This is a genomic window from Dactylosporangium sp. McL0621, assembly GCF_049995355.1.
In the GTDB taxonomy this organism is placed as follows: domain Bacteria; phylum Actinomycetota; class Actinomycetes; order Mycobacteriales; family Micromonosporaceae; genus Dactylosporangium.
In genome coordinates, this window is sequence record NZ_CP188259.1 from 7,915,083 (window position 1) to 7,934,467 (window position 19,385).

At 74.3% G+C, this 19,385-nt stretch carries 19 protein-coding genes and 1 pseudogene; 11 read left to right on the forward strand and 9 right to left on the reverse strand.

Features of this window, described 5'->3' with window-relative positions; genetic code table 11:
* Positions 1–37: 37 nt before the first annotated feature.
* Positions 38–1,357 carry a right-handed parallel beta-helix repeat-containing protein gene (locus ACPPVO_RS37325; RefSeq protein WP_426503271.1) on the forward strand — a complete coding sequence of 440 codons (1,320 nt, stop codon included), beginning with the start codon at positions 38–40 and terminating at the stop codon, positions 1,355–1,357.
* A 9-nt stretch (positions 1,358–1,366) separates the two neighbouring features.
* Positions 1,367–3,556: a glycoside hydrolase family 2 TIM barrel-domain containing protein gene (locus ACPPVO_RS37330; RefSeq protein ID WP_426503272.1), complete on the forward strand. Its 2,190-nt coding sequence runs from the start codon at positions 1,367–1,369 to the stop codon at positions 3,554–3,556.
* 65 nt (positions 3,557–3,621) lie between these two features.
* On the opposite strand, the gene ACPPVO_RS37335 is transcribed toward ACPPVO_RS37330, so the two are convergent.
* On the reverse strand, positions 3,622–4,437 hold the full coding sequence (locus ACPPVO_RS37335; protein ID WP_426503273.1) for an SHOCT domain-containing protein: 816 nt from the start codon (positions 4,435–4,437) through the stop codon (positions 3,622–3,624).
* A 120-nt stretch (positions 4,438–4,557) separates the two neighbouring features.
* Positions 4,558–5,367, reverse strand: a complete 810-nt coding sequence (locus ACPPVO_RS37340; RefSeq protein ID WP_426503274.1) for an SDR family NAD(P)-dependent oxidoreductase — start codon at positions 5,365–5,367, stop codon at positions 4,558–4,560.
* Positions 5,368–5,515: 148 nt separating this feature from the next.
* On the opposite strand from ACPPVO_RS37340, the gene ACPPVO_RS37345 reads away from it, so the two are divergent.
* Positions 5,516–6,052, forward strand: a complete 537-nt coding sequence (locus tag ACPPVO_RS37345; protein WP_426514769.1) for a winged helix-turn-helix transcriptional regulator — start codon at positions 5,516–5,518, stop codon at positions 6,050–6,052.
* A 62-nt stretch (positions 6,053–6,114) separates the two neighbouring features.
* Here the strand turns inward: ACPPVO_RS37345 and ACPPVO_RS37350 are convergent.
* From ACPPVO_RS37350 to ACPPVO_RS37365, 4 genes and pseudogenes are all read right to left on the reverse strand, one after another.
* Positions 6,115–6,672: pseudogene (locus ACPPVO_RS37350) on the reverse strand (helix-turn-helix transcriptional regulator); the annotation flags it as partial.
* 46 nt (positions 6,673–6,718) lie between these two features.
* Complete coding sequence (locus ACPPVO_RS37355) at positions 6,719–7,714, reverse strand: zinc-dependent alcohol dehydrogenase family protein (RefSeq protein WP_426503275.1); 996 nt, start codon at positions 7,712–7,714, stop codon at positions 6,719–6,721.
* A 70-nt stretch (positions 7,715–7,784) separates the two neighbouring features.
* A complete protein-coding gene (locus tag ACPPVO_RS37360) occupies positions 7,785–8,972 on the reverse strand; it encodes an FAD-dependent oxidoreductase (protein WP_426503276.1) in 1,188 nt (395 codons plus the stop codon).
* 5 nt (positions 8,973–8,977) lie between these two features.
* Positions 8,978–9,685, reverse strand: a complete 708-nt coding sequence (locus ACPPVO_RS37365; protein WP_426503277.1) for a DUF998 domain-containing protein — start codon at positions 9,683–9,685, stop codon at positions 8,978–8,980.
* A gap of 69 nt (positions 9,686–9,754) precedes the next feature.
* On the opposite strand from ACPPVO_RS37365, the gene ACPPVO_RS37370 reads away from it, so the two are divergent.
* Positions 9,755–10,363: a PadR family transcriptional regulator gene (locus tag ACPPVO_RS37370; protein ID WP_426503278.1), complete on the forward strand. Its 609-nt coding sequence runs from the start codon at positions 9,755–9,757 to the stop codon at positions 10,361–10,363.
* A gap of 6 nt (positions 10,364–10,369) precedes the next feature.
* Here the strand turns inward: ACPPVO_RS37370 and map are convergent, their stop codons facing one another.
* A complete protein-coding gene (gene map, locus ACPPVO_RS37375; RefSeq protein ID WP_426503279.1) occupies positions 10,370–11,140 on the reverse strand; it encodes a type I methionyl aminopeptidase in 771 nt (256 codons plus the stop codon).
* A gap of 65 nt (positions 11,141–11,205) precedes the next feature.
* Here map and ACPPVO_RS37380 point away from each other — a divergent pair, with 65 nt between their 5' ends.
* On the forward strand, positions 11,206–11,487 hold the full coding sequence (locus ACPPVO_RS37380) for a helix-turn-helix domain-containing protein (RefSeq protein ID WP_360379255.1): 282 nt from the start codon (positions 11,206–11,208) through the stop codon (positions 11,485–11,487).
* A gap of 22 nt (positions 11,488–11,509) precedes the next feature.
* Here the strand turns inward: ACPPVO_RS37380 and ACPPVO_RS37385 are convergent, their stop codons facing one another.
* Positions 11,510–12,532: an aldo/keto reductase gene (locus tag ACPPVO_RS37385; RefSeq protein WP_426503280.1), complete on the reverse strand. Its 1,023-nt coding sequence runs from the start codon at positions 12,530–12,532 to the stop codon at positions 11,510–11,512.
* A 66-nt stretch (positions 12,533–12,598) separates the two neighbouring features.
* Between ACPPVO_RS37385 and ACPPVO_RS37390 the strand changes: the two genes are divergently transcribed.
* The 5 genes from ACPPVO_RS37390 (at position 12,599) to ACPPVO_RS37410 (ending at position 17,473) form a co-directional block, all read left to right on the forward strand.
* On the forward strand, positions 12,599–13,162 hold the full coding sequence (locus ACPPVO_RS37390) for a TetR/AcrR family transcriptional regulator (protein WP_426503282.1): 564 nt from the start codon (positions 12,599–12,601) through the stop codon (positions 13,160–13,162).
* 20 nt (positions 13,163–13,182) lie between these two features.
* The gene (locus ACPPVO_RS37395; RefSeq protein WP_426503283.1) at positions 13,183–16,470 is read left to right on the forward strand and encodes a DUF4132 domain-containing protein; all 3,288 of its coding nucleotides are present in this window, start codon (positions 13,183–13,185) and stop codon (positions 16,468–16,470) included.
* Between the two features lie 149 nt (positions 16,471–16,619).
* Positions 16,620–16,772: a hypothetical protein gene (locus tag ACPPVO_RS37400; RefSeq protein WP_426503284.1), complete on the forward strand. Its 153-nt coding sequence runs from the start codon at positions 16,620–16,622 to the stop codon at positions 16,770–16,772.
* Entirely contained in the window at positions 16,773–16,985 is a 213-nt protein-coding gene (locus ACPPVO_RS37405) for a hypothetical protein (protein ID WP_426503285.1), read from the forward strand.
* Between the two features lie 41 nt (positions 16,986–17,026).
* A complete protein-coding gene (locus ACPPVO_RS37410) occupies positions 17,027–17,473 on the forward strand; it encodes an NUDIX hydrolase (RefSeq protein WP_426503286.1) in 447 nt (148 codons plus the stop codon).
* Positions 17,474–17,481: 8 nt separating this feature from the next.
* Here the strand turns inward: ACPPVO_RS37410 and pyrF are convergent, their stop codons facing one another.
* The gene (gene pyrF, locus ACPPVO_RS37415) at positions 17,482–18,177 is read right to left on the reverse strand and encodes an orotidine-5'-phosphate decarboxylase (protein ID WP_426503287.1); all 696 of its coding nucleotides are present in this window, start codon (positions 18,175–18,177) and stop codon (positions 17,482–17,484) included.
* 105 nt (positions 18,178–18,282) lie between these two features.
* Between pyrF and ACPPVO_RS37420 the strand changes: the two genes are divergently transcribed.
* Positions 18,283–19,260, forward strand: a complete 978-nt coding sequence (locus ACPPVO_RS37420; protein WP_426503288.1) for a CATRA system-associated protein — start codon at positions 18,283–18,285, stop codon at positions 19,258–19,260.
* Positions 19,261–19,385 lie beyond the last annotated feature (125 nt).

Consider the following 19,385-nt stretch of genomic DNA (forward strand, 5'->3'; position numbering starts at 1 on the left):
CGCTCACATCGATGTTCTTCAACATGCGAGGCGCCCGATGCAACGCTCGACCGTCGTTCTGCTGGCCACCGCGGCCGTGCTGGTCCCCTGGGTCGCCGCGGCGCCCTCGAGCCACGCGGCCGCCGCGCGGACCTTCTACGTCGCGCCGTCGGGCAACGACGGCGCCGCCGGGACCCTGGCCGCCCCGTGGGCCTCGATCGCGCACGCCCAGTCGGTCGCCGCGGCCGGTGACACGGTGTACTTCCGCGGCGGCACCTACGCCTACACCCGGGCGAACAGCGCGTGCTCCAGCCAGACCGCCCGCGTCGACGCCATCACGCTGAACAAGAGCGGCGCCTCCGGCAGCCCGATCCGCTACTGGGCGTACGCCGGCGAGCGCCCGGTCTTCGACTTCTCCCGGATGACCGACAACTGCCGGATCAAGGGCTTCGACGTCACCGGCGCCTGGATCCACCTCAAGGGCCTCGAGGTCACCGGCGTGCGGCAGAACAACAACCTCAACCACGAGTCGTGGGGCGTGTGGGTCTCGGGCAGCAACAACACCTTCGAGCTGATCAACGCCCACCACAACATGGGCCCCGGCCTGTTCATCCAGGACGGCGGGGGCAACCTCGTGCTCAACTCCGACGCGCACGACAACTACGACTCGATGACCTCCAACGGCGCCGGCGAGAGCGCCGACGGCTTCGGCGCGCACATCTCGGCCGGCCACCCGGGCAACGTGTTCCGCGGCTGCCGCGCCTGGAACAACTCCGACGACGGCTTCGACCTCATCAACGCCTTCTCGTCGGTGACCATCGAGAGCTCGTGGGCGTGGCACAACGGCTACGTGCCCGGCACGAACACGTCGGCCGGCAACGGCAACGGCTTCAAGGCCGGCGGCTACGGCGGCGGCTACGTCAGCAACGGCGTCAAGCACACCGTTCGTACCTCGGTCGCGTTCAGCAACAGGTCGGCGGGCTTCTACGCCAACCACCACACCCTCGCGAACGACTACTTCAACAACACGAGCTACAACAACCACCCCGACTACAACATGCTGGGCGTCAACTCCAGCGGCGCGGCCGTCGGGCTGGGCAACCTGCGCAACAACATCGCCTACGCCGGCAGCCTGACCTCGAACATGACGGGCACGAGCGCTGCGAACAACTCGTGGAACCTGTCGGTGTCGATGTCCGACGCCCAGTTCCGCAGCGTCGCCACCACCGGCTGGGACGCGGCGCGTCAGTCCGGCGGCGGCCTGCCGGTCCTGTCGAGCCTGCACCTCGCCGCGAACAGCACCCTGATCGACAAGGGCGTCAACGTCGGCCTGCCCTACACCGGCCCGGCCCCGGACCTCGGCGCCTTCGAGTCCTGAGGAGCGACGATGTTCCGATCGCGGACCGCACTCGCACTGCTGCTGCTCGTCGCGCCACTGCTGGTCACCGTCCCCGCGGCCGCCGCCGCGCCCGATCGGCTCCGCACCGTCGTCGACTTCGACCCCGGCTGGCTGTTCCACTACGGCGACGCCGCCGGCGCCGGAGCGGCGTCCTACGCCGACGGCGGCTGGCGCGGCCTCAGCGTGCCCCACGACTGGAGCATCGAGGGCCCGAACCCGCCGGCCGACCCGTTCGCCCAGGCCGCCCCGAGCACCGGCCGCGGCGGCTACCTGCCCTCGGGCATCGGCTGGTACCGCAAGCACTTCTCCCTCGCCGCGGTGCCGAGCACCCGCAAGGTGTTCATCGAGTTCGACGGCGTGATGGCCAACGCGAGCGTCTACGTCAACGGCACCCTGATCGGGACCCACCCGTACGGCTACACCGGCTTCCGGTACGACATCACCGCCGTCGCCCGCTTCGGCGGCGCCGACAACGTCATAGCCGTGAGGACCGACACCACCCAGCAGCCGGCCGAGCGCTTCTACACCGGCGCCGGGATCTACCGCGACGTACGGCTCATCGCCACCGACCCCGTGCACGTCGACCAGTGGGCCACCGCCGTGACCACACCGGGCGCGACCGGTACCGCCGCCACCGTCCACGCCCAGACCACGGTCGTCAACGGCGGCACCGCGGCCGCGAGCATCGCCGTGCGGGGCACGCTGACCGACCCCGGCGGCGCCGTGCTGGCCCCGGTCACCACGGCGGCCCGGACCGTCGCGGCCGGCGCCTCGGCCACGTTCGCCTACGACATCGCGGTGAGCGGCCCGAGGCTGTGGAGCCTGGAGAGCCCGAACCTGTACTCCCTGAGCACCACCGTCGTCGCCGGCGGCAACGCGGTCGACGACGACGTCACCCCCGTCGGCATCCGCACGCTCACGTTCGACGCCGCGACCGGTATGAGCCTCAACGGCAAGGCACTGAAGCTCCAGGGCGTCGCGCTGCACCAGGACTACCACGGCCTCGGGCTGGCCGCCCCGCAGCGCGCGATGCAGCGCCGCCTGGCCGAGCTCAAGGCGCTCGGCGTGAACGCCGTCCGCACCGCCCACGACCCGCCGAGTCCGGCCTTCCTCGAGCTGACCGACCGGATGGGCCTGTTGGTCCTCGACGAGTTCTTCGACGTCTGGACCCAGCACAAGTACAGCGACGCCGGCGACTACGCCACGTACTTCAACCGTGCCGCGCCCGCCCCCACCGGCTCGCCGGCGGTGCCCGGGGCGACCGGTACGGTGCCGTGGTACCAGGTCGACGCGGCAGGCATCGTCATGCGCGACCGCAACCACCCCAGCGTCGCGATGTGGAGCACCGGCAACGAGATCCGCGACCCGCTCGCGACCCGGACGCCGCTGCTGACCCGGATGGTCTCGATCGCCCACAGCCTGGACCCGGGCCGCCCGGTCACGCAGGCCCTGTTCCGCCCGGCCGACAGCGGTGACGTGACCGGGGCCACCCGCACCACCGTCGACGTCTTCGGCGGCAACTACCGGCCCGCCGAGGTCATCCAGGCCATGGCCCTGGCGCCGGCCCGGCCCGGCCTGCTCACCGAGATGGGCACCGACACCTCGGCCTGGGCCACGGTGCGCGGCAACCCCGGCCTCACCGGGCTGTTCGTCTGGACCGGCGCCGCGTACCTCGGCGAGGCCGACGGCCTGTGGCCCAACGCCGAAAGCGCCTTCGGCCTCATCGACGGCGTCGGCACGGTACGCCCGATCGGCTACTCCTGGCAGCGCACCTGGGGCGCGCCGGCCACCACGCCCCCGCCCACCGGCACCACGGCGAGCCAGGTGCTGCTCGCGCCCGACCACGCCACGGTGTCGACCGACCAGGACGACGTCGTCTACGTGAAGGCGACCGTGGCCGACTCCGCGGGCCGGGTCGTCACCGGCTCCTCGGCGCCGATCACGTTCGCGGTCAGCGGGCCGGGCACCGTCGTGGCCGTCGACAGCGGCAGCCCCGTGCACGAGACGTTCCGCGGCCCCGTCCGCCGGGCCTACCAGGGCGTCGCCTACGTGCTCGTCCGGGCCACCGGCGCCGGCCCGATCACGGTCACCGCGACGGCGTCCGGCCTGCCCCGCGCCACCGCCTCCGTCACGGGCACGACCGCCCCGTTCGTACCGTGCACGGGCGCCTGCAACTGACCACCGCGTCGGCCCGGCGGAGGCGACACCCGGCCGGGCCGCGGGAGGTAGGCCTTCGCCCGCCGTCAGCCGGAGGGGCCGAGCAGCTTCGCCTTCTGCCGCTCGAACTCCGCCTCGGTCAGCGCGCCGGCCAGCCGCAGCTCGTTGAGCTTGCCGAGCCGTTCGAGGGGGTCGAACCCGGGCGTGGCCTCGGTGCGCATCCGCTCGTACAGCTCGCGCAGATGTGCGGGGGTGTGGTCGGTGACCGTGAGGATCAGGACGAACGAGTCCGGCGATCCGGGGTCGAAACCGGCCGCGTACCGCTCGCCGACGCGCGGGATGTTCAGCCGGGACACCAGTGCGTTCTTCTCGCCCTCCACCGGGTCGCCACCGTCGGTCGGGGTCAGCCGGACCCGCAGGCCGACGATCGGGTTGTCGTTGACGGTCGTGCCGGTCTCCCGCACCGCCAGCACCTCGGCGACGGCGGCCCGCCCGGTCGTCTGCAGGGTGTCGGGCGTGACGGTCGGCAGGCTGTCCCGGATCGCGGCCCGCATGCCGGCCATGGCCTTACGGGTCGCGCGGCCGACCAGCACCGTGGTGACGCTGCTGAGCACCAGCGCCGCGCCGATGACGTAGCCGGCCCATTGGCCGTTCGGGTCGGCGACCGCGCCGAGCCCCGCGCCGATGCCGAGGCCGGCGAGCAGCGTCGCGACGAGGAGCAGGGTGTCGCCGACCATCGCGGCGAGGACCGCGAGGAGCAGCGCGACGACGAAGACCCAGATACCCGAGTCGCAGCCGTCGCCGGTGCACGAGCCGATGAGCATCAGGCGGTACATGCCGTAGCCGGCCACAGCTGATGCGCCGATGCCGATGGTGGTCGCGATGATCCGGGGCGTGGACACGGGCGCACAGTACGTCATACGCGCGACCGGTTGTGGCGGTGGATGGGCCACCGCCCCACCCGTACATCCCGGCGGTGTCGAAGTGCGTGACGCCGGCTCGACCGGCTTCCCCGCGGCAGCTCAGTCGACCAAGGCGCCGCCCGACAGGTTGACGATCACGCCGGTCATGACGCCGGCGCGGTCCGAGGCCAGGAACGCCGCCGTCTCCGCCGTCTCGGCGAGCGTCGGCAGCCGCTTCAGCAGCGTTCCCTGGGCCAGGCCGCCCTCCAGGAACTCCGCCACCGACTGCCCCGCCGCGGCCGCGGCCGGCCGGAAGAGCTCCGCGGTGTAGGAGCCCGCGGCCGGCGCGTCGGCGACGGCGTGCGGGCGGATGCCGACGACCCGGATGTTGCGCGGGGCCAGCTCCGCCGCCAGCACCCGCGCGAAGGCCTCCTTGCCGGCCGCGCTCGCGGCGTGGCCCAGGATGCCGCCGACGGCGAGCTTGGCCCCGGGCTCGGACAGCGTCAGGATCACGCCGGGGCGCCGGTGGCCCATGTGGCGGGCCACGGCCTTGCTGGTGATGAACAGCGCCCGCAGGAAGCCGTCGATCGGCCGCATGAACTCCTCCAGCGAGAGCTCCGCGAGCGGCGTCCCCTGGTCGTGCCCGACACTCACGGCGTTGAGGGCGATGTCGATACCGCCGGCCCGGCCCGCGACCGCCCCGGCGTGCTCCTCGACCGCCGCCTGGTCGAGCACGTCGACCGTCGCCGCCTCGACCACCCCGCCCGCGGCGTCGATGTCCCGCGCGACGGCGTCGAGCCGCGCCCGCGTCCGCCCCGCGATGAACACCCGAGCGCCCTCCCGGGCGAACACCCGAGCGACGGCACCACCGATGGCGCCCCCACCCCCATAGATCACGGCGGTCTTGTCCTGCAGCAGCAATTCGCTCATGGTCGCAAACACTAACCATAGTCAGTTGTTAAAAACAACCTGCTGCCGTGGTACTTTATGAGGCGTGCCGACCAGCCGGAGTTACCGGGACTCATGCGGGATCGCCCGGGCCCTCGACGTCGTCGGGGAACGCTGGGCGCTGCTGGTCGTGCGCGAGCTGCTCCTGACGCCCCAGCGGTTCTCGGAGCTGCGGCTGGCCCTGCCCCACGTCAGCTCGAACCTGCTGGCCGACCGGCTCCGGGAGCTCGAGGCCCACGGCGTGCTCCGCCGCGGCGAGGGCCCGGTCTACGAGCTGACCGAGTGGGGCCGGGGCCTGGAGCCGATCGTGCGCGCCCTGGGCGACTGGGGCATCGACGCACCCCAACCCCCGCCGCCGGCCGCCCTCAGCGCCACCTCGGTCCTGATCTACCTGCAGGGCGCCGCCCGCCCCGACCCCGCGGCCCCGCCGGCGAGCTGCCGCCTCGAGCTCGACGGTCGCGTGTGGACGGTCCGCCTGGCGCCGGGCGGCATCGAGGTGGAGCCCGGCGAGCCCGCGACGGCCGACGCCTCGCTCCGCGCGGACGCCCGCACGCTGGGCGCGCTGCTGGCCGACCCGGACGGGCTCACCGAGGCCTGCACCGACGGCCGCGTCGCCGTGGTGGGCGACGCGTCGGTCATCGACCGGCTGCTGCGGTCGGCCGGCTGACCCCCCGCTCGCGCGTGCGGGTCGCGGCCGGCCTCGGCGCGCAGCATCGCGACCACGTCGCCGGCCAGCTCGTCCCAGTCGCGGTAGAAGGCCTGCGCGGCCGCGTCGAGGAAGATGAAGCGGGCGATGTTCGGCGTCGCCGCGGTGGTGTCGAACAGCGGCGCGAACACGGCCCGGCCCAGCGCGTTGGCGCCGAGGATGTCGAGCCGGCTGTTGCGCACGTACGCCGGGGCCAGGACCATCACGTCCAGCAGCCGCTGGGTCTGCGGCCGCAGCCGCTGGGTCTGCGGCCGCAGCCGCGGGGCCCGCGGGCGGCGCGCCCGGGCCGCCGGGCCGAGGTTCGCGGCCCGTGCCAGGTCGAACAGGTGCGCCCGCTCCGCCTCGTCCAGCCGCAGGGCACGGGCCACGGCCTCCAGGACGCTGTCGGACACCCCGGTGAGGTTCCCGCGCTCGAGGCGGATGTAGTAGTCGACGCTCACCCCGGCCAGCAGCGCCACCTCCTCCCGGCGCAGCCCCGCGACCCGCCGGTGGCCGCCGTACGTCGGCAGCCCGGTCCCCTCCGGCGTGATGCGCGCGCGGCGGGTGGTGAGGAAGTCGCGGATCTCGGCTCGGCCGTCCATGCCCTCGACGCTACGTCCGCCGCGAGGCCGCTGAGAGGTACTGCCATTACCCGGAAGACCCGAAGGTGAACAGGACCTTGCCGCTGCGTCCCGGGGCCATCGCGTGTTCGATCGCCGTGCGGTAGTCGTCCAGGCGGTAGGTCGCGTCGACCGGCACGGCCAGCTCACCGCCGGCGACGAGGTCGCCGAGCGCGCGGTACGTCTGCTCGATCTCGGTGCGGGGCGCGTTTCGCACCCAGTTCAGCAGCCAGAACCCGGTGTGCGTCACCTCCTTGAAGATGACGTCGTGGGCGCGTACGGCCGGCGGCTCGTCGGTCACGTAGCCGTAGCTGACCACCGCGCCCCGGAACCGCAGCGCCGCGGCGAGGTCGGCGACGACCGGGCCGGCGGTGGCATCCAGCACCAGGCCGAGCTCGGCGCCGTCCAGCGCCGCGGCGATCCGCGCGGGCAGGTCGTCCCCGGCGACGATCACGCGGTCGGCGCCGGCGTCACGCACCGCCTGGGCCGCGGCGTCGCGCCGCACGACGCCGAGGGTCTTGAGGCCCTCCCGCCGGGCGAGGGCGATGACGTCCAGGCCGACGGCGGAGTTGGCGGCGTTCAGGCCGACCCAGTCGCCGGGGGCCAGGGTCGTGAACCTGTGCAGCAACAGGTACGCGGTCGCCGGATTGATCGGCAGCATGGCGAGCTGCAGCGGGTCGCCGTCCGCGCGGACCGGTACGACGTTGCGGTACGACGTCGCCACCCGATCCGCCCAGGTGCCCTGCTCGTAGTTCGGCAGGATGACCACCCGCCGCCCGACCAGCGGCCTCCCCGCGCCCGCGCCGGCGTCGACCACCCGCCCGACGCCCTCGCCGCCGAGCGGGCTCGGCAGCGGCGGCCGCACGCCGTAGTCACCCCGGACGAGCAGGAGGTCGGACGGGTTGACCGGCGCGGCCTCCATCTCGACCAGGATGTCGTCGGTCCCCAGCACCGGTTGGGGCGCCGGTTCCAGCGTTACGGACTCGCGCGGATCGCCGTAGGACGTGACCAGGAGCTGCGACATGGGGCGGCCCTGCCCCGCCGGCGCCGCATCATGCCGCGCCGGCGGTACGATTCCGGCCACCGCGGCCGGGTCAGACCGGGCTCGCCCAGTCGATGCGGTGGTCGTACTGCCAGGCCGTCCTCTCCGGCTTGGACAGCTTGAACACCACCGGCAGCAGCAGGTCGCGCACGACGCGGCCGACGGGGCCGGGGGCCTTGCCGGCGTTGGTCCGGCCGGCCTCCGCGATGATCTTCTCGACCCGCTCCCGGCGCAGCCGCTCGTACGCCGCGAACGCCTCCGCGTACGGCCGGTCCCGCAGGCACCGGGCAAGCTGCACGGCGCTCTCCGCGGCCAGCGACGCGCCCTGGCCCGAACTGGACGACGCGGCATGGGCGCTGTCGCCGGTCAGGACCATGCGGCCGCGGCTCCACACCGGCACGACCGGCATGTTCTCCGACGGCCCGGTGATGATCAGGTCGGCCGGGTCGGTACGGTCGAGCAGTTCCACCGCGGGGCACCGGTCGCCGGCGAACGCGTCCCGCAGGGTCGTCCGCCAGGCCTCGGCCGGTACGGCTCGCGCCTCGGCCAGGGTCATGGGCTCCCGCCGGGGCAGGTTGGCGAACCACGCCGTGGTCCCGTCGTCGAAGACCACGTGGCCGAAGAAGGCGCGCTTGCCGAACGTCATGAGCATCCGCCCGCCGGTGGGCGGCAGCCCGGCGCCGGTCACCCGCGCGCCGAAACTGATCAGGCCGGTGTAGCTCGGCCCCGGGGCCTGCGGGTCGATGAGCGAGCGCACCGTCGAGCGGATGCCGTCGGCGCCGATCAGCACGTCGGCGCCGGCGCTCGTGCCGTCGGCGAAGACGACGGTCACGGCGTCGCCGGTCTCCGTGGCGTCGACCAGCCGCTTGCCGTGCCGGATGCGGATGCCGCGGCGGGCGGCCTCGTCGTACAGCGCGCGGTAGAGGTCGGACCGCCAGACGAACCGGCTCGCCGGCAGGCCGGGCAGGGTACCGAACTCGCCGAGCGTCCGCCCGTTCCACGTGCGCAGCTCGATCCCCGCGAGCGGGGTACCGATGTCCCGGACGACGTCCGCGGCGTCGATCGCGTCGAGGGCGAACTGCCCGTTCGACGCGACGGTCAGGCCACCGCCCACACCGTCGGCGGCGCCGTCGTACGCCTCGTACACGGTGGACTCGATGCCGGCCTTCTGCAGCGCCATCGCCGCGATCGGGCCGCCGATGCCGCCGCCGATCACCAGTGCGGTACGAGCCTGCGCCACGGTCGTCACCCCGCCGGCCGGCGGGCCGGCGCGCGGCGGGCCCACCAGCCCAGGGCGGCGAACCAGGCGAGCACCTCGGTGAACAGCACCCGCTGGGTGAGGCCGGCCACGCCCTGCCCGGCGGCGGTCGTGTCCTGGTCGAACGTCATCGAGAAGACGATCGTGAGGACGAACGTCAGCGCGCCGGCGAGCAGGAGCAGGTGGCCGAAGCGCCGCCCGCCCGGTACGCGGCGCAGGAACAGTCCGGTCAGGGGAAAGCTGAGCACCGGGAGCATGTACACGAGGGCGGCGCCGGTCAGGTGCAGCACCGGGGCGTCGAGATCGAACAGCCCGACCACCACGAGGCCGGCCGGCGTCAGCGCGAGCAGGACGGCGCTCGTCCATCGAGCCACGGGGCGGCCGGCCGCGCCGATGCTCAGGAACACGCCGATCACCCCGGCCAGGAGCAGGAGCCCGCTGAGGATGAAGGCGGTGTTCATGAAGGGGGCCGTGGCGCCCATGCCCAGGCCGCTGATGGGCTGGCTGATGTGCGAGTAGGGCTCGATGCGGGTGCCGCCGACCGTGTAGCCGGAGCTGATGAAGCCCAGGATCAGCCAGGCGAGGGTGAACAGACCAGGGCCGGCGACGGTACCGAGCGCAAGCACCCGGGGCACGTCCGGGCGGGCCGCGACGGCGGGTGCCGGCACGTCGATCGGGGTGCGGTGGATCGTCATGCCTCGATAGTGTCATGGAGACTAGTTTCTTTGCAACTAGATAGCCGCGCACTAGCGTAGATTCCAATCGTGGCTACCGACTTCCGGCGTTCCCCCTTGGCGTTGACGATCCTCGGGCTGCTCGAGGATCGCCCGCTCCACCCGTACCGCATGCAGCAGCTGATCAAGCAGTGGGGCAAGGACCAGGTCGTCAACGTGGGGCAGCGGGCCACGCTCTACAAGACCATCGCCAGGCTCACCGAGGCCGGGCTGATCGAGGTCCACGAGACCACCCGTGACCACCTGTACCCGGAGCGCACGACCTATCAGCTGACCGACGCCGGGCGCGCCGCGTCCCGGCAGTGGATCGCCGAGATCCTGTCCACGCCGCGCAACGAGTTCCCCGAGTTCCCCGCGGCCCTGTCGTTCCTGCCGATGATCTCCCCGCGGACCACTCGCGAGCTCCTGGCCACGCGCCGGGACCTGCTGGTCCAGCGGCTCGCCGACCGGGACGCGCTGATCGGCGAGGGTGGCTTCGAGATGCCCCGGGTCACCATGCTGGAGACCGAGTACCTGCATGCGATCACCGAGGCGGAGATCCGCTGGATCGACGCCGTCCTGGCCGGGCTCGGCGACGGGTCCATCACGTGGGACCAGCGGGATACGCAGGCCGCGGCGCAGCGCCTGGAAACGCGGTGAGCGCGGCTACCTCGGCAGGGTCAGGATCTCGGCCCCGCCGTCGGTGATGGCGATCGTGTGCTCGCTGTGGGCCGTCCGGCAGCCGGTCGCGCTGCGCAGGGTCCAGCCGTCGGCGTCGGTGACGAGCTCGGCGGTGTCGGCCATGACCCACGGCTCGAGGGCCAGCAGCAGCCCGGGGCGCAGCTTGTACCCGCGGCCGGGCCGGCCCGTGTTCGACACGTGCGGGTCCTGGTGCATCGTCGAACCCACGCCGTGGCCGCCGAACTCGGTGTTGATCCGGTACCCCGCCGCGCCCAGGACCGAGCCGATGGCGTGGGAGATGTCGCCGATGCGGGCGCCCGGGCCGGCCGCGGCGATCCCCGCCCGCAGCGCCCGCTCGGTCGCGCCGATCATCGCGACGTCCCCGGGGGCCGGCGCGCCGCCCACGACGAAGCTGACGGCCGAGTCGGCGACGACGCCGCCCTTGGAGACGGCGAGGTCGAGCGACAGCAGGTCGCCGTCGGCCAGCTCGTAGTCGTACGGCAGGCCGTGCAGCACGGCGTCGTTGACCGACGTGCAGATGTAGTGGCCGAACGGCCCGCGCCCGAAGGACGGCGCGTAGTCGACGTAGCAGGACTGCGCGCCCGCCTCGGCGATCATGGCCTGGGTCCACCGGTCGATGTCCAGCAGGTTGGTGCCGGCCACGCTGCGGCCCTTCAGCGTCTGCAGGATGCCGGCGACCACCGCGCCCGTCTCCCGCGCGCGCGGCAGGTCGGCGGGGTCCAGGAGTTCGATCATGTGGCGCCTTCCTCGCACGACCAATAACTATCCCGGCCATAGTATCCCGGTATTAGAATTGGGCCATGGTCAGGTTGCCGCTCACTCCCGAAGAGGTCGAGCGCGGGCAGCGCCTCGGCGCCCTGCTGCGCCGCGCCCGGGGGCAGCGCTCGATGCTCGGCACCGCGCTGGACGCCGGCGTCTCCCCGGAGACCCTCCGGAAGATCGAGTCCGGGCGCGTCGCCACCCCGGCCTTCTCGACCATCGCGGCGATCGCCGAGGTGCTCGGCCTCTCCCTCGACACGGTGTGGGCCGAGATCAACGAGCTCGAGCCCGAGCGCGGCGCCCGCCCCCGGCTGGCGTCCTGAGGCGGGCGGCCGGCATCGCGGCTCAGGTCGCGGAGCGCTCCGCGGCCGGCCGCCGCCGCAGGGCCGGCACCAGCAGGGCCGGCGGGAGGTAGGCCTGGTCGACCGCCCCGACGTCGGTGCCGGGCGGGACGATCTCGTCGATGCGGTCGAGGACGTCGTCGCTGAGGGCGACGTCGAGCCCGGCGAGCAGGTCGTCGAGCTGCTCCTCGGTGCGGGCGCCGAGCAGCGCGCTGGTCACGCCGGGGTGCGCGATGGTGAAGGCCATCGCGAGGTGGGTCATCGGCAGGCCCGCCTCCCGGGCGAGCGGGACGAGCCGCTCGACGACGTCGAGGCGGCGTTCGTCGTTGAGGTGCTTGAAGTAGCGGGCGCGGCTCAGGTCGTTCGCCCCGCCCTTGCGCACGCGGCCGGTGAGCAGGCCCTGGCCGAGCGGGCCCCAGACGAGGGTGCCGAGGCCGTACCGCTGCGCCACCGGCAGCACCTCGCGCTCGATGCCGCGGTTGAGCAGGGAGTACACCGGCTGCTCGGTCCGGAACCGCTCCAGTCCCCGGCGCTCGGCGACCCACTGGGCCTCGACGATGTCCGACGGCGGCAGCCCGGACGTGCCGATCGCCCGGACCTTGCCGCTGTGGATGAGGTCGGAGAGGGCGCTGAGCGTCTCCTCGACGTCGGTCGCCGGGTCGGGCCGGTGCACCTGGTACAGGTCGATGTAGTCGGTCTGCAGCCGGCGCAGCGAGTCCTCGACCGCGCGCATGATCCAGCGCCGCGACGCGCCCTGCTGGTTGGGGTCCTCGCCCGTCGGGCGGGCAAACTTGGTCGCGAGCACGACGCGGTCGCGCCGGCCCTGCAGCGCCTTGCCGACGACCTCCTCCGAGTCGCCGTAGGCGTCGGCGGTGTCGACGAAGTTGATCCCCGCGTCGAGCGCCTTGTGCAGGATGCGGATCGAGTCGCCCGGGTCGGCGTTGCCGACGGAGGTCGCGTACATCAGCGTGCCGAGCGCGTACGGGCTGACCTTGATGCCCGTCCGGCCGAGGGTGCGGTACTGCATGCCGGTCTCCTGCCGTATCGTGGAAACGGAAAGCTCTTCCGCTACGATACGGAAAGGATTTCCGTTTTGCCAACCCCGGCCCCGCCACCCCGTCGAGCCGATGCGCGGCGCAACCTCGAGGCCCTGCTCGAGGCGGCGAAGCACGTGCTCGCCACCGCCGGCGTCGACGCCCCCGCCAAGGAGATCACCGACCGGGCCGGCGTCGGCGTGGGCACGCTGTACCGGCACTTCCCGCAGCGCTCGGACCTGGTCATCGCCGTGCTGGAACACGAGATCGACGCCTGCGCCGAGGCCGGCCCGACGCTCGCGGCGGCCCATCCGCCCGGCGTGGCGCTGGCGAAATGGGTGCAGCGGTACACGGAGCTCGTCGCGACCAAGGTCGGGCTCGCCTCGGCGCTGCACGCGGGCGACGCCGCGCACCAGGAGCTGAGCGCGTACTTCTACCGGCGCATGACCCCGGTGCTCGAGGCGCTGCTGCAGGCCGCGGCCGGCGAGGTGCGCTCCGACGTGGGCGCCGTGGACATCCTGCACGCGGTGGCGCTGCTGAGCCGGCCGGTGCCGGGCGAGACGGCGGACTACGGACGCCGCCTCGTCGACGTGTTCCTCCGCGGCCTCCGAAAAATGTCATAGGCCGTCGTTAGTGTGCCCCCGTGAGCTTCGTCATCCCGGCGTCGTGGCGGCGCAGCATTTATCCGTACCGTGGCGGCCCGGTCGTCGCCGGTGAGCCGAGCGGTGAGCCGCCGCCCGAGCCCTCCGGCGCCGCCCGGGTGCTCGAACACCCGGGCACGCCCGACGACGTGCGCGCGGCCGGGCTTGCGGCGCTCGACGGGGCCGCTGATCCGGCGCCGCTCGACGGGGCCGCCGCCGGGCCGGCGTCGCCCGGCGGGGCCGCCGACCCGGAGCCGCTCGGTGTGGCCGCCGTGTGGATGGCGCACCTCGGCTCGTCCGTGCGCGGCCCGGAGCTGGCGCCGGCGGTGGGCGAGCACTGGGTCGCCCGGCACGGCCCGGTCCTCGCCGCCCGCATCGGCGCCGAGTTCGCCGCCCTCGGGGTCACCGTCGAGCAGGCGTACTCGCCCGAGCACGGGCCGCAGTACCTCATGCGGCTGTGGGGCGCCGGCGCGGGCAGCACCGCGCGGCTGACCCTGGCCGCGCTCGGCCCCGTGCGGGCCGCCCTCGCCGGCGCGCCCGACGACGTCTACGCCGCGGCGGTCGAGGCCCTGCGGGCGGCCCGGCCCGCCTCGACGTTCCACCGGATCGCCGCGTGCTTCCTCGTCCCGACCGAGCGCGACTGGGTGGAGCAGGACGTCGCCGCCCTGACCGAGCGGCACTCGCTCGCGCCGCTGCTCATGGCCTCGGTCGCCGACGCCGCGCAGGCCCGGTCGATCAAGCGCCGCCAGGAGTGGCGGGCCGACGAGCAGCTGCGCACGCCGGCCCTGCTGCACACGCTCACCGTGGCGCTGGGCGACGGGATCCTCGACGTGTACGCCGCCGACTGGAACGGGCCGCTGATGCGGTCGAGCACCTTCCGCGTCACTCAGTTCCTGCGCGACATGGCCGACGCGCTGGCGGCCGTCCCGACCGACCGGGCGTTCCAGGCACTCGTCGACAAGGCCGACCGCCGGGGCGTCCAGGCCTCGATCGAGCAGGCGGCCGAGCGGTATCCGGACCGCGCGATGCGGCTGCTTGACGCCGCCCGCGACAAGCCGCGCATCCCCGAGCTGCTGCGCCGGCACGCCGCCCGCCACCCCGGGCTCGCGCCCGGCGACCTGCGGCCCGGCGGACCACCGCCCGGCGCGGCCCCCGCGGACGCGCTGCCCGCCGTGCTCGTCGCGCCGCCGTGGACGAAGAAGCGCCCGGCGGCCAAGCGCGTCGTGCTCGACCTGACCTGCACCGACGGGCCGGCCGCGGCGTGGCCGCCGGGCGAGCGGGAGCGGCTGGTGGCCGGGCTGCCGAAGAGCCGCCCGGGCCTGAACTACGCCAGGATCGCGCACGACATCCAGGTCGGGGACGTGTACGGGTACAACGCCGCCCTGCTCTTCCTCGAGGGCCCCGACGAGCTGGCGCGGCCGCTGCTGGGCACCTACCGGCCGCACAAGCGGTCCGAGATCTGGTGGGTGACGGCGGCCGCGGCGCGGTTCGGGGTCGACGCCTACCCGCTGGTGCTGCGGATCGCGGAGCTCAACCCGGGCGACGCCGGGGTGCCGATGGCCTTCAGCAGCCCCGAGATCGCGCTGCTCGTGGCCGACTGGCTCGACCGGCTCAAGTCCGCCCGCAAGAGCGCGCTGGCCTGGCTGCGGGCGCACCCCGCGGCGGCCGCCCGGGCCCTGATCCCCGCCGCGCTCGGCCGGGAGGCGCAGCCGCGGCGGGCGGCCGGCCGGGCACTGACCGCCCTGGCCGCGGCCGGGCACCGCGACGAGATCCTCGCGGCCGCGGCCGGCTACGGCCCCCCGGCCACGGCGGCGGTCACCGCCCTGGTCGACGCCGACCCGCTGCTGGAGCTGCCGGCCCGGATCCCGGCGCCGCCGGAGTGGACCGACGTGGCCGCGCTGCCCCCGGTCCGGCTGCGCGGCGGCGCCGCAACGCTGCCGCCGGCCGCGGTCGGGCACCTGCTGACCATGCTCATGATCTCCAAGCCGGGCTCGCCGTACGCCGGGATCGCGGTCGTGCGCGAGGCGTGCGACGAGGGCGACCTGGCCCGCTTCGGGCTCGACCTGCTGCGCCGCTGGGAGGCGGTCGACGCCCCGCCCGCCGACGGCTGGGCGCTGGAGGCGCAGGCGCTGCTCGGCGACGACGACACCGCGGCGGCCCTCGCCGGGGCGGTGCAGCGGTGGCCCTACGAGGGAGCCCACAAGCGGGCCGCCGCCGGCCTCGACACCCTCGCGCGGCTCGGCACCGAGGCGGCGCTGCGCGAGCTGCGCGACATCTCGACCAAGGCGAAGGCGAAGGCGGTGCGGGCCCGCGCCGACGCCAACCTGGCCGAGGTCGCGCTCGCGCTCGGGCTCACCACCGAACAGCTCGCCGACCGCCTGGTGCCGCGCCTCGGCCTCGACGCCGACGCGACGATGGTGCTCGACTACGGCCCGCGGCGGTTCGTCGGCGGCTTCGACGAGCACCTCAAGCCCTTCGTGGACAACGAGGACGGCACCCGGCGGGCCGACCTGCCGGCGCCCGCGGCCCGCGACGACGCGGCCCGGGCGGGCGCGGCGCAGGAGCGGTGGACGGCGGCGAAGAAGGGCGCCCGGAAGGTCGCCACCGAGCAGGTGCGGCGGCTGGAGCGCGCAATGGGCTTCGGGCGGCGGTGGCGCGCCGACGAGCTGCGGACCGTGCTCCTCGACCATCCGCTGCTGTGGCCGCTGGCCCGGCGGCTGGTCTGGATCACCGGCGCGCCCGGGCGGCCCGGCCCGGCGCTGCGGATCGCCGAGGACCGCACCTTCGCCGACGTCGCCGACGAACGGGTCGAGCTGCCCGGCGACACCCTGCTCGGCGTCGCCCACCCGGTCGACCTCGACGTGGCGGCGTGGTCCGCGGTGTTCGGCGACTACGGCCTGCTGCAGCCGTTCAAGCAGCTCGGCCGCAGGGTCCGGCACCTGCGGCCCGACGAGGCCGCCGCGGTGCGCCTGGCCCGCTTCGACGAGCGCAGGGCGATGACGGTGAAGCTGCTCGGCCTGGAGCGGCGGGGCTGGCGGCGGGCGGGGGTCGACGGCGGGTACCAGGGCCGGATGGAGCGCGACCTGCCCGGCGGGCGGCTGCTCATCGCCGGGCTCGACCCCGGCATCATGCTCGGGCTGCCCAACGAGCAACCGGAGCAGCGGCTCAGCGACGTCTGGATCGCCCCGGACGCGGCCTCGCAGTGGTCGCCGGAGCGGACGGTACCGTTCTCGGCCCTCGACGCCGCCTCCGCCTCGGAGATCCTCGTCGACCTCGAGTCCTGCACCTGACGGGGCGGTGGCGATGGCCGGCCCGCACCAGGTTGCATCGATGCACATAAGTATCGGACGACCCGGCCTCGTCCTGACCGCGGCGGTCGCCGTGGTGCTGGCCGGCTCGGCGACGGCCTGGGGCGGTCGCCTGGGACAACGTCAAGCCCGTGGTGGACTCCGGCAAGAGCACGTCGGGGCTGCAGCAGCTGGCGTGGAGCGCCTCGGACCTGGCGCCCGTCGACGCCGCCGTCGCCGGCGGGTCGCTGTCCTCCGACGGCGGCCCCGGCCTGGCCCAGGTCTACAGCCACACGAACCAGTAGATGCACGACAAGTCGGCGAGCCGGTGCTCGGCCGCGAAGGCGGCGATCTCGGCCGCCGACGCCCAGTACACCCCGGCCGCGTGGTGCTTCGCCGGCGCCGACGAGACCTCCGACGCCTGGGTGCCGCAGGCGGTGACGAGCAATCGCCGGATGCTCGTGCGCATCTACACCAACGAGTACAACGACGCGCCTTCGGGCTGCCCGACACAGTAGTGCCTTCGGGGCCGCCGTGCTCGGCGCGGTAGGGTCGGTCGGTGGCGTTCGACCCCTTCCGCGCCGCCGTCGCCGTGCACGGCATGCTCCGCGACGGTGACCGGTTGCTGCTGATGCGCCGCGCCGGGACCGGGCACCGCGACGGGTGCCTGGGGCTGCCGGCCGGGCACCTCGACGGCGGCGAGGACGCGGTCAGCGGGCTGGTCCGCGAACTGCGCGAGGAGGTCGGCGTCGAGGCGGGCCCGGCCCGCTGCCGCCTCGCGCTGGTGTTGCACACCGCGGCCGAGGACGCGCAGGACCACGAGTACCTGCATCTGTTCTTCGCGGTGGAGGCCTGGACGGGCGAGCCGCGCATCGCCGAGCCGGACAAGTGCGGCGAGCTGTGCTGGGCCGACGTACGGAACCCGCCGCCCGACATCGTGGACTACGTCGGCGTGGCGCTGGCGGCCATCGCGCGGGGCGAGACCCTGGCGCTGTTCGGCTGGTGAGCGGCCCGCTACGGGGTGATGTTCGCGCGGACCCGGTGCAGTGCGGCCAGCGGGTCCGGTGCGCGGGTCACGGTCCTTCCCACGACCACGTGGCTGGCGCCGGCGGCGACGGCCGCTCCCGGGGTGCCGGGGCGGGCGTGGCCGGTCGGGCCGTCGCCCGGCAAGGCGACGCCCGGCGTGACGATGAGCGGGCCGGCGCCCAGCACGCCGCGCAGCGCCGCGACCTCGGCCGGGGCGGCGATCACCCCGTGGCAGCCGGCCCGGTCCGCCAGGCGGGCTAGGCGCAGCACCTGCTCGCCGGTCGTGGCGTGCACGCCCACGTCGGCCAGGTCGGCGTCGGTCAGGCTGGTGACGACGGTCAGGGCCAGGACGCGCAGCTGCGGGAAGTCGCGGGCGGCCTCGACCGCGGCTCGCATGATGCCCGTACCGCCCAGGCCGTGCACGGTCACCATCGACACGCCCAGGGCCGCGGCCGCGCGTACCGCGCCGGCCACGGAGTTCGGGATCTCGAACAGCTTGAGGTCGAGGAAGACCGCCTTGCCACGTTCGACAAGGTCGCGGACGAGGGCCGGGCCGGCCGCGGTGAGCAGTTCCAGGCCCACCTTGTACGACCCGCAGTCCTCGCCCAGCCGCTCGACGATCGCGTCGGCCGCCTCGCGGTGGTCGCAGTCCAGGGCAACGATGATGCGGCGGTCCGGCGTCACGCGAGCATTCTGCGCCACGATGAGGCGGCGTCCGGCGTCACGTGAGCATTCTGCAAGGTGGCTCCGGGCCTCGCCGCCCGGGCACTTTGACATATGTTTGTGGCTGTGACCCGCCTGCTGCTCGTCCAGGACGACCCGTCGCCGACCGCCGCGTTGACCGCACTGCTGCGCGGCGAGGGCTACGAGACGCGGGTCGCCGGCCTCGCCGATGCCGTGCTCGAGGTCGACGCGCACGGCGCCGACGTCGTCCTGCTCGAGCTCGCCCGCGTGGAGGAGCCGGGCCTGGCGCTGTGCCGGGAGCTGCGCGCCCGGCCCGACGTCGGGATCATCGTCGTCGGGGCCCGCGGCGGCGAGGAGGACATCGTCCGGGCCCTGGACCACGGTGCCGACGACTACCTCGGCCGGCCCTTCGGCACCCGCGAGCTCGTCGCGCGCATCCGGGCCGTCCTGCGCCGGCGACCCGAGGTCGCGGGCCGGACCCCGGCGCGCGTCATCGCCGCCGGCCCGGTCGAGCTCGACCCGGCCGCGCGCACCGCCACCGTCACCGGCCGGCCGCTGGAGCTGCCCCTGAAGGAATTTCAGCTCCTGGAGGCGTTCGTGCGCAACCCCGGCCGCACGCTCGCGCGGGAGCATCTCCTCGGCGCCATCTGGGACGGCGTACCGGGCGACAGCAACACGCTGACCGTGCACATCCAGCGGCTGCGCGCCAAGATCGAGCCCGAGCCGGCGCGACCGCACCATCTGGTCACCGTGCGCGGGGTCGGTTATCAGTACCTGCCGTACCCGCGCAGCACCGAGGCCCCGACGCACGACATCGCCGAGGCGCTGCGCGCGGCGCTCACCTGGCGGCTGCCGGCCGACGGGTGGCTGCTGCTCGACGGCCTCAGCGAGCAGGTCGAGGCGGCGTTCCGGGACCGGGACTACGGCCGCCTGCGCGTGGCCCACCAGCGCATCGAACTGCTCGAACCGGGCAACGCCATCGCCGCCGACCCGGCCGGTGCGCATTCGTGCCCGCCGCGGCTCGAAGCGCGCATCGCGGCGCTGATCGAGCGGGCCGAGCCTCAGCCGGTACACCGGAAATAATGGAGACCGGCATCCACGGGGGAAGATGCCGGTCTCACTAGCCACATTAGCCGGACGTGAGGCACTTCGGCCAGACCCAATCGGCGGAATGCGGGAACGGCCGCGCGGATGACCGGCCGGCGCCC

Excerpts from the sequence above, each read along its gene's own strand:
- ACPPVO_RS37325 (WP_426503271.1), top strand. The coding sequence starts at position 38 with ATGCAACGCTCGACCGTCGTTCTGCTGGCCACCGCGGCCGTGCTGGTC.
- ACPPVO_RS37330 (WP_426503272.1), top strand. The coding sequence starts at position 1,367 with ATGTTCCGATCGCGGACCGCACTCGCACTGCTGCTGCTCGTCGCGCCA.
- ACPPVO_RS37340 (WP_426503274.1), bottom strand. The coding sequence starts at position 5,367 with ATGAGCGAATTGCTGCTGCAGGACAAGACCGCCGTGATCTATGGGGGT.
- ACPPVO_RS37355 (WP_426503275.1), bottom strand. The coding sequence starts at position 7,714 with ATGTCGCAGCTCCTGGTCACGTCCTACGGCGATCCGCGCGAGTCCGTA.
- ACPPVO_RS37365 (WP_426503277.1), bottom strand. The coding sequence starts at position 9,685 with ATGACGATCCACCGCACCCCGATCGACGTGCCGGCACCCGCCGTCGCG.
- map (WP_426503279.1), bottom strand. The coding sequence starts at position 11,140 with ATGATCGAACTCCTGGACCCCGCCGACCTGCCGCGCGCGCGGGAGACG.
- ACPPVO_RS37380 (WP_360379255.1), top strand. The coding sequence starts at position 11,206 with ATGGTCAGGTTGCCGCTCACTCCCGAAGAGGTCGAGCGCGGGCAGCGC.
- ACPPVO_RS37385 (WP_426503280.1), bottom strand. The coding sequence starts at position 12,532 with ATGCAGTACCGCACCCTCGGCCGGACGGGCATCAAGGTCAGCCCGTAC.
- ACPPVO_RS37405 (WP_426503285.1), top strand. The coding sequence starts at position 16,773 with ATGCACGACAAGTCGGCGAGCCGGTGCTCGGCCGCGAAGGCGGCGATC.